Annotated in this window: 13 protein-coding genes; 8 read left to right on the top strand and 5 right to left on the bottom strand. The window is 70.2% G+C overall.

Annotated features, from left to right (window positions below; all coding sequences use genetic code 11):
* Nucleotides 1–71 precede the first annotated feature (71 nt).
* Nucleotides 72–554 (bottom strand): MarR family winged helix-turn-helix transcriptional regulator, encoded by a 483-nt coding sequence (locus ACH34T_RS07180; protein ID WP_395991182.1) that lies wholly within the window; start codon nucleotides 552–554, stop codon nucleotides 72–74.
* Between ACH34T_RS07180 and ACH34T_RS07175 the strand changes: the two genes are divergently transcribed.
* From ACH34T_RS07175 to ACH34T_RS07160, 4 genes are all read left to right on the top strand, one after another.
* Nucleotides 553–1,041 carry a pyridoxamine 5'-phosphate oxidase family protein gene (locus ACH34T_RS07175; RefSeq protein WP_395991181.1) on the top strand — a complete coding sequence of 163 codons (489 nt, stop codon included), beginning with the start codon at nucleotides 553–555 and terminating at the stop codon, nucleotides 1,039–1,041. The two genes, ACH34T_RS07180 and ACH34T_RS07175, sit on opposite strands and share 2 nt — an antisense overlap.
* A 114-nt stretch (nucleotides 1,042–1,155) precedes the next feature.
* Complete coding sequence (locus ACH34T_RS07170) at nucleotides 1,156–1,497, top strand: hypothetical protein (protein WP_395991180.1); 342 nt, start codon at nucleotides 1,156–1,158, stop codon at nucleotides 1,495–1,497.
* Nucleotides 1,494–2,561: a hypothetical protein gene (locus ACH34T_RS07165; RefSeq protein WP_395991179.1), complete on the top strand. Its 1,068-nt coding sequence runs from the start codon at nucleotides 1,494–1,496 to the stop codon at nucleotides 2,559–2,561. The genes ACH34T_RS07170 and ACH34T_RS07165 overlap by 4 nt, the downstream gene beginning before the upstream one ends.
* Nucleotides 2,562–2,614: 53 nt before the next feature.
* Nucleotides 2,615–3,388, top strand: coding sequence for a hypothetical protein (locus tag ACH34T_RS07160; RefSeq protein ID WP_395991178.1), 774 nt, complete (start codon nucleotides 2,615–2,617; stop codon nucleotides 3,386–3,388).
* A 54-nt stretch (nucleotides 3,389–3,442) separates the two neighbouring features.
* On the opposite strand, the gene ACH34T_RS07155 is transcribed toward ACH34T_RS07160, so the two are convergent.
* Together ACH34T_RS07155 and ACH34T_RS07150 are read right to left on the bottom strand one after the other, a co-directional pair.
* Nucleotides 3,443–3,625 (bottom strand): hypothetical protein, encoded by a 183-nt coding sequence (locus tag ACH34T_RS07155; RefSeq protein ID WP_395991177.1) that lies wholly within the window; start codon nucleotides 3,623–3,625, stop codon nucleotides 3,443–3,445.
* Nucleotides 3,622–4,113 carry a hypothetical protein gene (locus tag ACH34T_RS07150; RefSeq protein WP_395991176.1) on the bottom strand — a complete coding sequence of 164 codons (492 nt, stop codon included), beginning with the start codon at nucleotides 4,111–4,113 and terminating at the stop codon, nucleotides 3,622–3,624. Before ACH34T_RS07150 ends, ACH34T_RS07155 begins: the two co-directional genes overlap by 4 nt.
* 554 nt (nucleotides 4,114–4,667) lie before the next feature.
* Here ACH34T_RS07150 and ACH34T_RS07145 point away from each other — a divergent pair.
* Nucleotides 4,668–5,087, top strand: a complete 420-nt coding sequence (locus tag ACH34T_RS07145; RefSeq protein WP_395991175.1) for a hypothetical protein — start codon at nucleotides 4,668–4,670, stop codon at nucleotides 5,085–5,087.
* A gap of 6 nt (nucleotides 5,088–5,093) precedes the next feature.
* Entirely contained in the window at nucleotides 5,094–7,526 is a 2,433-nt protein-coding gene (locus ACH34T_RS07140; protein ID WP_395991174.1) for a tetratricopeptide repeat protein, read from the top strand.
* 609 nt (nucleotides 7,527–8,135) lie between these two features.
* Here the strand turns inward: ACH34T_RS07140 and ACH34T_RS07135 are convergent.
* The gene (locus tag ACH34T_RS07135) at nucleotides 8,136–9,680 is read right to left on the bottom strand and encodes a hypothetical protein (RefSeq protein ID WP_395991173.1); all 1,545 of its coding nucleotides are present in this window, start codon (nucleotides 9,678–9,680) and stop codon (nucleotides 8,136–8,138) included.
* Between the two features lie 1,007 nt (nucleotides 9,681–10,687).
* On the opposite strand from ACH34T_RS07135, the gene ACH34T_RS07130 reads away from it, so the two are divergent.
* Complete coding sequence (locus tag ACH34T_RS07130) at nucleotides 10,688–11,797, top strand: HesA/MoeB/ThiF family protein (RefSeq protein WP_395991172.1); 1,110 nt, start codon at nucleotides 10,688–10,690, stop codon at nucleotides 11,795–11,797.
* Between the two features lie 3 nt (nucleotides 11,798–11,800).
* Nucleotides 11,801–13,048, top strand: coding sequence for a hypothetical protein (locus tag ACH34T_RS07125; protein WP_395991171.1), 1,248 nt, complete (start codon nucleotides 11,801–11,803; stop codon nucleotides 13,046–13,048).
* Here the strand turns inward: ACH34T_RS07125 and ACH34T_RS07120 are convergent.
* The gene (locus ACH34T_RS07120) at nucleotides 13,038–14,093 is read right to left on the bottom strand and encodes a LuxR C-terminal-related transcriptional regulator (protein WP_395991170.1); all 1,056 of its coding nucleotides are present in this window, start codon (nucleotides 14,091–14,093) and stop codon (nucleotides 13,038–13,040) included. The two genes, ACH34T_RS07125 and ACH34T_RS07120, sit on opposite strands and share 11 nt — an antisense overlap.
* Between the last annotated feature and the right edge of the window lie 39 nt (nucleotides 14,094–14,132).

Here is a 14,132-nt window from a genome sequence, read left to right as displayed (position 1 = left end):
CGCTCTTGGCCTTTGCGACGTGACCTGTTTACGGGGATGGGGGCGACAGACTCGGGGGGCTTGGAGGAGGTTCAGGCGGGCGGGCGGATCGCGCGCCTGCGGATCACGCCGTCGACGTTGAAGTAGGACAGGAGTTCGGCAAGTAGTGCGCGTGTTTCGGTGACGCGTTCCCGGCCGAATTCATTGGCCAGTTCCGCGTCGAGGGCCGCGCGATGCCTGCGGGCGGCATCGACCGCGGCCTGGCCGTAGTCGGTGAGGTACAGCAGCCTGGCGCGTGCGTCGTCGGGGGAGGGATTGCGGGTGAGCAGTCCGCGGCGCTCAAGGTCGGCGACGGCCTTGGACGCGGCCTGCTGGCTGACGTTCATCCGTTCGGCGAGGGTGGTGATCGACAACGGTGCGGCGAGCACGTGCTGGATCACGACCCCGTCGTTGAATCGCAGCTCGCTGAAGCCGTCGGCCGCCAGCCGCCGCTGAACCTCGTCGATCATGGCCCAGCCCGCGAACAGAGCGGCCAGTGACAGGTCGAGGTTCTCGGGCGTAGGATGCACAACCATGGTTGTGGAATCTAGCAGGCCCGAGGCCGGGCTGCTCGGCGACTTCGTCCGCGTCGCTCACCGCATCGTCTGGTGCACCCTGGCCACGGTGGATCGGCAGGGTCGCCCACGTTCCCGCGTCGTGCATCCCTACTGGGAACGCGGTGAGGACGGCGTCACCGGCTGGATGTTCACCCGCTCGACCTCGCCGAAGATCGCGCATCTCACTCACCGGCCCTACGTTTCGTGCTCGTATTGGGACCCCGCGCACGAGGTCGCGGTAGCCGAGTGCGTTGGAGAGATCGCCGACGATGAGGCGACCCGGGGCAGGGTCTGGGACCTTTTCGCGGCCGCAGCGGAACCGCTCGGCTACAACCCGCGGATCCTGGGCGGCGAGGACCATCGCGACAGGGGCATCACCGTGATCAAGATGACTCCGTGGCGGCTGGTCACCCCGACCGGCTCATGGCGGCGAGACGCGCCCATGCTCAAGGAGTCGACGGGCTGACTGGCCCACGGCGCCACGGGCCCAAATCACGCATGGTCTCAACAGCGCACCGATAACGTTCAATATCGGAGGTGCCCCCGGACGCCTCCCGTCCCCGAGCCGGAAACCCCGCCCATGTCGATCAACCCGTCCCCCGACCCGGCGCTGCCTGCGCTGCCGTCGTCGCCCGCCGGGGCCGAACCCGTCGCCGACCCGTGCCCGGCCTGCCGCCGCCAGCACGCCTTGCACATCGTCGAGCGGGTGATCGCCGATCCGCCGCCCCGGACGTACGCGCTCGCCGGGGTGCAGACCAAGGTCGCCGTCCGGCCCGCCGTGGTGCTGGAGTGCCGCGGCTGCGGCACGTCGACGCCCGGCCGGGTCGAGCCCGGCGGCACGCACGCCGTCGTCGATCCCGCCGCGATGACCGCTGACCCGCCGTCCCAGGCTCGCCAGGAACGATCGTGGGAGCGATCATGAGCGATCTGCACCGGATCGACCTTCCAGGCCTGATCGGCGACGACCCCTTGGGTTTTCTCGCCGTGATGGGCCTGCGGACGCAGGTGTCGGGGCTCAGCTATCTCAGCTGGGACCCCGAGGATCGGCACGCCATCCTGCACTGTCACGACGCCGCGAGCGTCGCGGATCTGGTCGTGGAGCTCACGAAAAGGCTGAGAGGGATCGGCGAGGGTGAGGCGCTGCCGGGCACCACCGATTTTCCGGTGCGACGGCGGCGCGGTGGGCCCGACCCGCTGCGGGTCACGCCCGGCGGGTACCGGCGGTTGGCCAGCCGTGGCGCCAGCGAATGGTGGCTGCGCGCCACGCTGTCGGAGAGGGACACCGACGCCGATGGCCACTGCCTGGTGAACCCGCTCATCGCCGTCCGGGGACGGCAGACCATCGGGAGCTTCTGGTACTACCCGATGCTGGAAGTGCGCCGCGACCCCAAGCGTCTGCTCACCGAGGCGCTGACCGGCTGGCGACGGGTCGAGGGCTCGGAGGGATGGTTGCTTGACCACCGGGCGACCTACTCCACCGACCCCGACCTGCGCGGGCCCGGCGGGAGCATGGCCGTTCCCGGTGCCACCTGGCTCGCGACGTTGGCCGTGGGCGAATTCGGCTACCCGATGTTCCCCGGCCCGGATCGCCCCGAGGGCCTGCCCTCCGGCTGGTTCCGCGTCGATAACATGCAGGTTTTCGCCTGGCCGCTGTGGACCCTCCCCACGACCTCCCTGCCGAGTGTGTGGAACGTCGGCTGGGAACACGGCAACTGGAAGTTCGCGCGGGTGACCGGCGGCGGAGTGGAGGCCACCATCAGCAAGACGCACGGCGTCTCGGCCCCCAACTCGATCGACCACAACGTCGATCTCGGCATCTTCGCCATGTGCGCCGCCGTCCGGCCCCAGGGCGGCGGACCGCTGACGCCCATCCCCGTGCACCTGCGGCGCGTCCCCACCCGGTATGGGGAGTACCCGGCCTGGCAAGGCTGGGACTGGGACGTCCCCCACGTCGGCGAGTACCAGGGCAAATACGGCTGGGGATGACCCGGTGACGCTAGAGGTCGCTCCCGAGGTCGCGCGGCGCGCGGTCGTGCTGCGTGACCTGGCCGCCCGCACCCGGGCCCGGTGCCACTTCGACGCCTGAGCAGCTCGCCCGGCTCGCCGAGCCCGACGCCGACGCAAGCGCCGGCGTCCACCTCCAGCGGCAGCGCAACGCGAACACCGCCCGCGCGTACGAGCGGGACTGGACGACCTGGGCCGAGTCCTGCGCCGCGGTCGGCATCCCCGAGGTGCCGGCGACCCGCGGCCGCGTGACCGCGTTCGTACGGTGGCGCTGGCTGGCCGGGCACGCCCCGGGCACGATCGAGCGGAACCTGTCCGTCATCTCCGACGGCCACACCCAGCGAGGCGTGCAGATCGATCGGGCCGCCACCCGGCACGGACGCGCCGTCCTGGACGCCGAGGTCCGCACCGAAGCCGAGCAGGGACTTCCACCGCGCGGCCGCGGCAAGGCACCGGCCGTCACCGTCGACCGGCTCGAACGGATGCTCCTCGCCTGCCCCGACACCATGGACGGAGACCGGGACCAGGCGCTGCTGCTGGTCGGGCTCGGCATCCCCGCCCGTCGCGACGAGCTGTCGGCGCTGCGGACCCGCAACATAGAGGACCTGGACGCGCACCTGCGCGCCACCCCCCTGTTCGGCAAGCGCGGCGGCCGGACCGTGCCCCGGACCGTGACCGTGACAGACCGGGAAACGCATCCAGGTCATCGCCGACCAGGGCGGATGGACCCCACGACAGCCGCGCGCTCCTCGGCTGCATCCGCATCGGACGAACTGATCGAGAACGCCACCATCGGTATCGGACTCTGATCTCCCCGGCTGTGCCTGGACGCGCTTGTGACGACCGTCCCCGGTCGGCCGGTCCTATCGGTAGAGGCCGACCACTGCGATCCAGAGCGAGAGCGCGGCGACAACAGCACCCCCAGCCGCCAGAGCCGATTCGGCATGACCTCGCCCGGCCCGCCGGGCGAGCAGGGCCGAGACGGTAGCGGCATGCAGGGCGATCGACACGCCGAGCAAGAGCACCAGGACGTCGCCGTGGCTCACCCCCTGCCTCCCCGACCGGCGAGTACACCCTGCATGGCCTCGGTAACGGCACAGTCGTAAGCATCCACCCATGCGGACCAGCGGACCCGATCCTCCTCCAGCTCCAGCGAGTAAAGGTCGGGTTCCGGCTGCGAGCAGAGGCCGGCCGCATGCCTGAAGGATTCTCCGAAGTGCCGCAAGCGCCCCGGCGCAGGCGGTTCCCCGCCCGAAGCGGCGACATCGACGACCGCGTCGCACCAGCGGCAGCGACACCACCAGTCCCAGCCTGGCGACACCGTCACCGGCTCCAGGGGGATGAGCCCGGCCACATGGACCGCAGCGGCCATATCGGCGGGCACCGCCGGATCGGACAGGTAGCGCTGCCCCTGTTCCCACTCGGCCTCGACGGCGGCGGCCGCGGTCAAGTAGCTCTCACCGGTCTTGGCCTGCCGGCGGCGAATGCGGCGTTGCAGGTTGCGGGAAGGGTGACGACGGCGGTCGGCGGTCATGGCGTCCTCGGGCGGAGTCCTACGCACGCCGCTGGACGGCATGAACTCGGAGGGACCACGCGTCGTCCTTTGACGCTTTGTCGTCGGCGCACCAGCGGCGTAGGCGCTCGGTGCTCAGACCGGCAGGCGTGTCTGCCAGACGGCAGCATAGCGACTTCCCGCCTGCGGAAGACGAACTCACCGAAACTGCCGTGGCACGAGTCACTTCTCGTCGCGGATCCGCTGCATGCCACGGCGAGCTCGGCACGCCGGCTGCGCCTGTCTTGTTCATCGGCCGTCGTGCCCGCTATGTGGTCACCCGCTCTCACGGCGAAGACCCAGGCCAGGGGCATGATCTCCGATCCTGGGTCTTGATGGCGCGGCCACCCTTGGCGGACCTGCGCTGGTAGCGCGGCTTCTGGAGGCTTGCCGAACCGGGTCGGGGATGTGGGTGGTGGGCCGGTTTCGGTCGCGGACGCTGTTTGCGTCCGGAGGGTCGGGTGGGACGTCTACCCTCCCGGGGTGACGGTCAGTGGCCACGTGGTCACTGGTGATCGTTTAGGGAAGGCGCGGGGATGTCTGGGGATCTGGTGCAGTTGGCCGGGCACGTGACGCAGTACGTGACCACGGCGGCGGGCGCCTACGGGGTAGCGGTGTTGGCGCGCACGCAGGACCAGGCCGCCGATGCCACGGTGGGGTTCGGGCGGCGGCTGGCGCAGCGGATCTTCGGTGTCCGCGCGGAGGGCGAGGAGGTCCCACAGCCGCTGGCCGGTGTGATCGACGATCCCGACGACCGTGACAACCGGGCCGCGTTGCGCAGGGCCATGCGCAGCGCTCTGGCCGCCGATGCCGAGCTGGCGGCGCAGGTCCGGCAGTGGGTCCAGGACGCGCACAAGGCCGGGGTGCAGGTGATGACGTCCGGGGAGCGGTCCCCGGCAGTGCACACCAACCACGGCGTCATCGCCACCGGCGACGGCAACACTTTCTCGCGGTGACCGGCCATGACCGACGACATCACGGGAGACGAGCAGCGGGTCAGTTCCTCACCGGCCGTCGACCTGCAGACCTCAGGGCCCCGGTCGCCAGGGGTCTGTGTCAACCTCGGCACCGTCAAGACCGGCGATGAGATCACCCAGGTTGCGGTGTCGCTTCCAGCGCCGGAGACCGTGCGGCCCGCCGCGCGGATAGTCGGATTGCCGCGCCCGGCCACACCGGTGTTCCTCGGACGCGACGACGATTACCAGCGGCTTGAACAGGTCTTGGTCGCCGCCGATGAGACGGTGGTGGTGACCCAGGCCCTGTATGGCATGGGCGGGGTGGGCAAGTCGGAGATGGCGTTGCAGTACGCCCATCGGGCCCGGACGCGGTATGAGGCGGTGTGGTGGGTGACCGCCGAGAGCCCCCCACAGGTCGAGGCCGGGTTGGCCGGGTTGACCCATCAACTCGTCCAGGATGCCGCGCGGGCGGCGACCACCGAGGACGCCGCCGCGTGGGCGGTCGGCTGGTTGCGGGCCCATCCGGGATGGCTACTGCTGTTGGACAACGTCACCGACCCGACCCATGTCGCCGGGCTGTTGGGGCGCTTGGAGGGCGGGCATGCGCTGATCACCAGTCGCCGGGATGTGCGCTGGCCCGGCACCACCCGCACCTTGCAGCTGGGGTTGCTCGACCCGGGACCGGCCGCCGAACTGATCACCACCATCACCGGGCACACCACCCCAGAAGACCAGCGGACGGCTGCGGTGATCGCCCGGGAACTCGGGTATCTGCCGCTGGCGTTGGACCAGGCCGCCGCCTACATTCGTCAGACCCGCATCACGTTGGGCCGCTATCTGGGATTGCTGCAGCAGCATCCGGCCCGCTACCACGCCAAGGCCGCCGACGGTGACAAGGCACAGGCCACCATCGCCCGCCTGTGGGACATCACCCTGGAAACCCTCCACGAGCAGGCCCCAGGGGCGGCCGAACTTGTTCGGGTACTGGCGCAGTATGCCCCTGTCGACATTCCCCGATCGATGCTGGGCGGCGGAGACGACGAGGCCACCGAGGCCGCGGACGAAGCGCTGGGCGTCCTGGCCTCGCACAGCATGATCGACCTGACCGATGAGGTGGTGGCGATGCACCGCCTTACCCGAGCCGCCGTCCTGTCCCAGGCCCAGGACATCACCGAAGATCACGCGCACAGTACCGCCCGTGACCTCGCCCTCACCTGGCTCCACACGGCCATGCCCGACGACCCTGACTCCGATGTGGCCGGTTGGCCGGTCTGGCGATCTCTGGTCGTCCATGTGGAGGCGATCACCGCCGCACTCGCCTCGTCCCGCCCGTCAGAGCAGTTAAGCCACGTGCTCAACCAGACGGGAATGTTCCTGATCGCGCAGGGCGAGTATCAACGCGCCAACGAGGTGCTCACCACCGCGGTCACCATCGCCGAGGCGGCGCTGGGCCCCGACCACCCCCATGTCGGGACGCGGCTGGGGAACCTGGCGGCCACACACCGCGCGTTGGGGCGAGCCGCCGAAGCACTGCCGTTGGTGCAACGGGCGCTGGCCATCACCGAGGCCGCGCCGAGCCCGAATCACCGTGAGGTCGCCATCGGGCTGGGCAACCTGGCAGCCACATACCGCGCGCTGGGGCGGGCCGCCGAAGCGCTTCCGTTCGAGCAGCGGGCGGTGGCCATCGCCGAGGCCGCCCTGCGCCTTGATCACCCCACCGAACTGATCAGGGCCCAGCGCAGCCTCAGCGTCGCCATTGGGCTGGGGAACCTGGCCGTCACGCTCCGCGCGCTGGGACGGTGGGCCGAGACGCTGCCGTTGGAGCAGCGGGCGTTGGCTCTCGCCGAGGCTGTGCTGGGCCCTGATCATCCCGACGTCGCCATCGGGCTGGGGAACCTGGCGGCCACATACCGCGCGTTGGGGCGGGCCGCGGAAGCACTGCCCTTGGAGCAGCGGGCGCTGGCCATGGCCGAGGCCGCGCTGAGCCCGAATCACCCCGACGTCGCCACCCGGCTGGCGAACCTGGCCGCTACTCACCGCGCGCTGGGGCGTGCCGCCGAGGCGCTGCCGTTGGACGAACGGGCGCTGGCCATCACCGAGGCCGCGCTGGGGCCCGACCACCCCGACGTCGCCACCCGGCTGGGCAGCCTGGCCGCTACTCACCGCGCGCTGGGGCGTGCCGCCGAGGCGCTGCCGTTGGACGAACGGGCGCTGGCCGTCGCCGAGGCCGCGCTGGGGCCTGATCATCCCGACGTCGCCACCCGGTTGGGCAGCCTGGCCGCCACACACCGCGATTTGGGGCGGGCCGCCGAAGCACTCGCAGCGATCGCCCGAGCTGAACAATGCGCCTTGGCTGCGCTTGGGGCCCAGCACCCCACGACGCGGTCACTGCAGCAGTACGCCGACCGCTTGAAAGATCTGTTCGGAGTTCCGGATTAACCCAGAGCCGTACAGCACACAAATGCAGCAGCAGAGGCATAGACGCTTACGTGTCCTTCAACCACCGGTGGTCGGTGGTGAGTGTTGCGATTGTGTCGGCCTCGAATTTCGGGCGCTCACCGTGGTCCGGGGTTGCGGTTGGCTCGGAGTATGAGGTGTTCCTTGCGTAGCCGCCAGAGGATCCGGCCGCAGAAGACGAGCAAGGTCACGGCTCCCAGAACCCAGGCGATTACCCAGAGAGTTTTTCCGACGTGTCTGTCGGCATAGACGCTGGTGGGGCTGCCGGTGTCCAGGGCGTCCACGCGTTCGCCCACGTTGTCGACCCGGACGTCGTCCCTGCTTGGCGGTGAACATGCCGTGCTCACCCGAACGGGCCGTGGCGGAAATCGACGGCACCAACTCCCGGCCGAACCAGAAGATGACGGCGATGGCCACTGCCGGAAGGAGCACCCCCCCAGAACAGGACCGCGCCCAAACCTCGGCTTGGCCCGTGAACCCGTGAACCCATACCAGCCCCCCTGTCCTCGAAGGTGAGACGCAGGCCCGGCCGTACGCCGTTCCAAATGTGTCACGCAATGCGGGGAGGGCGTGGAGAGCTGTCGGGGTGGATCAGGGCGCGGTCGTCCTGCCGTCCGGGCAGAGGGCGGGGCCGAGGTGTTCGGTCAGGCGGGCCCGGACGGCGTGCCGGATCCGGTGGGCGCAGCGCGCGTACGTCTCAGGTGAGTGGCCGGAGGGGTTGGGGACGTCGCCGGCCTCGTCCAGGCGGAAGGTGCGCTCGCGCAGGTCGGGCATGAGCGCCAGGAGTGCGTCGCGCTGGGCTTGGGTCATGCAGTAGATGGCGGTGCTCGTCCGGCACAGTTTGGGACTGACCGGGCGGGCCCGGTGTCGGCCGGGCGGGACGCCGAGCTCCGCCAACGCCGCGCGGGCTTGGTCGTTCATGGGTGCGCCCGGCCGTCGGACCGAAATGCCGCCGCTGGCGAACTGGATCCGCGGCCCTGCGCGCAGGGTGGCCAGCAGGCGCGCGGTGGTCGTGGAACGGGCCACGGTGGCGGCCGAGCGGGCGTCGCTGCGGGCGATGGCGGCGGCCATGGCCGAGCGGGAGGTGTTGCCGTCGCAGATGAACAGCAGACGCAGGCGCGACGCTGCGCGCGTCCCCGTGCTGGTTCTTTGGTCGCGGCGCCGGTGGGCGAGCAGGAGGGCCGACAGTGTGGGGGCCGACAATGCGGTTATCGCGCCGAGTATCAGGACGAAGGCGGCCAGTTGGGCGGGCCCGGGGGCGGGCATTCCCGCCAGCCGGACCAGGGCGTAGGAGGCGACCAGGCCCGCCAGCAGGCTCGCGCACCGGTTGGCGGGCACGCACCAGGAGTATTCGCGGGCGTCCAGATAGATCAGCGTGCCGAACACGAACAGCACCTCGTAGGCCACGCCGACGGCCACCGCCGCCGCGGCGGTCGGCGTGGTGAGGAACGCGGTGAAGCCCTCGCGCAGGTCCGGCACGCCCGCCAGTGCCGCGGCGGCCAGCAGGACGACCTGGAACACCGGAGCGGTGGCGTGCTCCTCGGCCAGATATCGCCGGTCGATGGCGATGACCCCCGTCTTGGCCGTACGGCTCATGATCTCGAATCGGCCCGTGTATCCGATCAGGTAGAGGGCGAGGCCGAGCAGCAGGGGTCTCGGCATGCGCAGGTCTTTCACGTCGCCCAGTGCCACGGCGACCGCGGTGAGGCTGAGAGCGAGAGCCGCCCAGGAGTGGCCGTGGATGCGCCTTCGCCGCGCGGCGTCCATCAGTGGGGACAGGATCAGCACGCCGCCGCGCATCAGCAGCAGCACCAGCAGTACCGAGGCGCCGACGAAGGCGAGGTTCGCCGTGGTGGTCGCGATGATGAGGGCGCAGAAGAACCCGGCGGCCATCGTCTCCCGCCCCGGCGCGATCACCCGCAGGCCCAGCAGGCGGCGCCGCCTGGCATGCCGCCACCAGCCGGAGGCCGCCAGGAGGACGGGCATGACGGCCAGCTGGCCGAGCGCGGCGGCGGGCAGCAGCATCAGCGCGCCGGAGGGGGCGGGCACCCCTGGCAGGACGCCGCTGGACAGGGCTTTCACGAGCATCGCATAGGGCAGATAGGCGAGGAAGTAGCCGAGCGGAAGCCGAAACATGACGACAGCCTTTCGCGGGGAAGCGGGCGCGAACGTCAGAACCTGCGCTTTTAGGAAACGCAGGTCAGAGGGGCGTACGTGGAAGGCGATTTCAGGGACAAGCGGTCGTCAGGCGGTCGGCGAGGTGGAACTTTGTCCCTCTCGTCCGAGTGTTGATAATTGCTGCGAAGAAGATCGTGCTGAGTCTTCTCTAGTCGTCTATCAAAATCTGCGGTATGCCCGGTGGATTATGTGAGCGAACCGCAAGTCGCTCCTGCTTCGATTACCCGGCGCCGTGATCATTAAACTCGGTTGTCGATGTCGCTGAAACCTTTCGACGCGCCCGTGATCCTGCCTGGCATCGGTCGGTGCAGGCTGGTGTTGGATCGCCCGGTCAAGACCATTCGTGTGCTCGCGGCTCCCTGCGCAGAAATTGCTTCGTGATTCACTCAGGAATCGTCAGTGCTCCATTTGCCGGGCCGCCGTGATGCGTCGCGAGCTTCGATCGGCGTCTCTTCTGCCCGTCCAGCCACACCTGCCTCGGTCGCGACCAGCATCGATGCCTGACCCCAGTCAGGGACCAGGGGCGCCAGCCCGCCGCGGAACCGGGCAGCGTGCAGTTCCAATTGGTGATATGGGGTGTGAAAGTCGGTAATCGGGCGGGGTGAACGGCTGTATCGGTAGGTCGGTGGTGGACGACCTTTCTGGTTATCACGATGGGCATGGAACCCCCAACCCCCAGGTTTGGGGATATCGGTCCGTTCCTGGCGCCGCCTAGCGTGACGCTCATGGGAAACGGCGGGCTTGGAAATGGAATTCGTCAGGCGCGCCCGCTCCCGCTCGTCAACGGGGAAAGGCGGTGAGAGAGATGACGAAGATCAAGATTCGCAAGCTGGACAAGCTCGAGACCACGGGCGACCGGCAGAACAACACCTGAGTGCGGGTGCCGGGGGTCGCGCGTCCTGCGGGACCCGGCCCCCGGCCCTTTTTCGCGGGCTCTTTCATTTCTTTCTCAGGGGGACGATCTCATGCTGAAACCACGGATCAAGACCGCGCATCTGCCCGTCCGCCGTCCGGACGGGATGATCTGGATCGGCAGCCGCCACTACGGGCTGGGGGCCGAACTCGACGACGAGTCGGGCCTCGTGTGGCCGCTCTGCCAGCGCATGGACGGGACGCTCGGCAAGGACGACCTGGTCACCGTCGTGGCCGCCGAGCAGGCCGCCGACCCGGCGGACGTCGCCGAGGTCGTGGACTTCGTGATCGCGTCCGGCTGGGCGGAGGACGCGGGCTCGGAGCCGCCGCCCTCGCTGTCGGAGCGCGAGCTGAGGCGGTACGAGCGCGGCGTCCAGTTCCAGTCCTGGATCGACACTGCGCCCCGGTCGCACCCGTACGAGCTGCAGGCCCGGCTGAAGGCCGCCTCGGTGGCGGTGCTGGGCATGGGCGGGATCGGCTGCGCGGTCGCGTCGAGCCTCGCGGCGTCCGGGGTCGGGCGGATCCACTGCGTCGACTTCGACGAGGTCGAGCTGACCAACCTCAACCGGCAGCTGCTGTACACCGAGGCGGACCTCGGGCGGCGCAAGGTCGAGGTGGCCGTCCAGCGGCTCCGCGCGCTGAACTCCGACGTCGAGGTCACCGGCGCCGACCTGCGGCTGGACGGTGCGGACGACGTCGCCGACGCGGTACGCGGCGCGGACGTGTTCCTGCTGTGCGCCGACAGCCCGGAGGGGATCGAGCATTACGCCAACCGGGCCGCGCTGCGTCTCGGCACGCCGTGGCTGAACGGCGCGTATGCGGGGCCGATGCTGTGCGCGGGCACGTTCATCCCCGGCGAGACCGGCTGCTACCGCTGCATGCGGGACGGCGAGCGGGAACGGCTGGAGTCCGTGGGCCGCGGCGACCTGTCCAATCCGCGGATCCCCGGATTCAACCCGGTGATGGCGCCCACCGCCCAGATGGCCGGCCATTTCGCCGCCCTGGAGACCATTTTCCTGTTGCTCGGGATGCCCGTGCAGACGGCCGGCAGGAAACTGCATCGCAATTTCCTGGACTACGACCACCAGTACTACATCGAGGCCAAGAAGAGGCCGGACTGCCCGGACTGCGGGGACGCCGCGCGCCGTGCGGGCGAGGGCTGAGACGTGCCCGTCACCGCGGAGAGCCGGGTCGAGCTGCACCCGCTCCAGTTCAGGGACGAGGGCGGCGGGCAGTGGATCGTCGGCCGCGCCGACATCGGCGAGTTCGTCGAGGTGCCCGCCGAGGCGGCCACCTTCCTGCGCGCCCTCGGCGGCGGGACGGACCTCGACGGCGCCCGCGACCGCGTCCGCGGCGCGCACGGCGAGGACATCGACGCCGTCTCCTTCGTCGACGACCTGGTCGACCTGGGGTTCGTAGCCCGTCTGGACGGTGTCGCGATCGGTGAGCCGCCGCGTCCGCCCAGCCTGCGTAGGCTGCGTCCGGAGCACGTCCGCTGGGTGTTCCGGTGGCCGGTGCTGGTGGGGGTCTACGCCTTCGTCCTGGCCGGGCTCGCGGCCTCCGCCAGGCGCGGCGACCTGTTCCCGAGCTTCCACGTGTACTTCATCACCGGCTCGCAGAGCGTGAACCTGGCCTGGAACACCGCGATGGTGCTGACGGCCATCGCGATCCACGAGTTCTGGCATCTGGCCGCCGCGCGGGTCGACGGCGTCCACGCGCGGTTCGGGCTGGGGACGCGGCTACAGGTGCTGGTCGCCCAGACGACGGTGGCCGGGCTGTGGGGCGCGTCCCGCCGCGCCCGGTTCCGGGTCTACCTCGCCGGCGTCACGTCCGACCTGGTGATCATCGCGGGGTGCTCGCTGGCCGTCGAGGTCTTCGCTCCCTCGGGGTTCGCGCTGCGCTCGCTTCAGGCGCTGAGCCTCAGCCTGCTGCTGTCGATCGCCCAGCAGTTCGCCCTGTACATGCGGACCGACATGTACTTCGTGCTGCAGGAATCGCTGCGGTGCAAGAACCTGTACGCCGACGGCTGGCGCTACGTCCGGTACGTCACGCGGCGGACGGCGGCGGCGCTGTTCGACCGGCAGGCGCCCGCGAATCCGCTGCACGACGTGCCGTCCCATGAGCGGCGGCCGGTCAAGGTGTATTCGTGGCTCATGGTGCTCGGTTCCTTCGTGTCGGTCGCCCTGTTCCTCTATTACCAGGGGCCGATCCTGGTCTATCTGTTCGCCAAGGCGGGCGAGCACGCCGTCGACGGAACCGCGTCGGGCAATGTCGCGAAAATCGCCGACGGGATCACGGTCTTCGCCATTGAGGGAACGCTTCAGGTGCTCTTCGTACGCCTGTTCATCGTGAAGCACGCACCGAAACTGCGCGCGGCGTTCGGCTTCTTCCGCGTCCTCGCCGTCAGGCGTTGATGACGGCCATGAGCTCGTCGCGTCCGCCGGTGCCGGTCTTGCGGAAGATCGCCTTGAGGTGGTCGTTGACCGTGTGGACGGACAGGTCGAACGCGCGGGCGATCTGCTTCGGCGCCGAACCGCCGTGGAGGTGCCGCATGACCTGGCGTTCGCGGGTCGTGATCCCGTACCAGTCGCAGAACGAGGGGAGCAGGAGCGTCCCGGTCGCGCGCTGGATCACCACCGCGACATCGCCGTCGCCGTCGTCGCCGAGCGGCTGTGCCTCGATCGCGGTCCACCAACCCGTCCCCACCGACGGGACGCACAATCGCGGAGGCTCCGGGTGCTCGCGCGCCGCGGCCGCCAGGGAGGCGAACGAGGACTCGGTCAGCCAGTCCGGCACCGCCAGCTGCGCCTTCATCGCGTCCAGCCACGGCCGCGCCTGGGGTGTCATCGCGCGGACCCGGTCGTCGGCGCCGATGACGAGCATGCCCGGCGGCGGTTCCCTTTCCGCGGGCGCGCCGGGCTTCGCCGTCACGTAGCCGCGCAGCGCGGCGATCAACGAAGGCCCGAGTCCGGCGATCCGCCACGCGTCGGCGTCGTCGAACGGACGCCCGCCCGCCGCGCGCAGCAGGCAGAGCACTCCCCACACGCCGCGCGCGTCCCGCAGCGCGACGCGCAACTCCTCACCGACCCGATACGTGGCGGGCTGCGGATGCCTGGCGGGCTGCGGATGGCTGGCGGGAAGCGGGTCGGGCGCGTCGGAGCGGAGCCCGAGATCGGCCACGACCACCGGGGACGCCTGCCGTAGCAGCTCCCGCACGTCCGCTTTGATGCCGTCCACGCTCAGCAGCGCGCGGCCGAGGTCGGGCGGGTATCCGTGCCAGAACGCCAGCGAGGTGACGCCCCAGCCCGTCGACGGGTTCATCACCCCGCACCGCAGCGCGTCATGCGCCACCACCCGCGCGACCACCCGCGAAAGCTCGGCCCCGACCTGCTCCAGCCCGGCGCCGGGCTGGAGCGCCGCGCACAGGCCCGGGCCTAACCGATCACTGACCGTCACCATGTCCTCAGTGTGGCCGCAACGGATCGCGCACACCAGTGC

Origin of the sequence: Actinomadura sp. 9N215, from assembly GCF_044326345.1 — a bacterium.
Taxonomy (GTDB): domain Bacteria; phylum Actinomycetota; class Actinomycetes; order Streptosporangiales; family Streptosporangiaceae; genus Spirillospora.
Note: the sequence above shows the minus strand (reverse complement) of the source record. Positions and strands in the feature narration are given on the sequence as shown.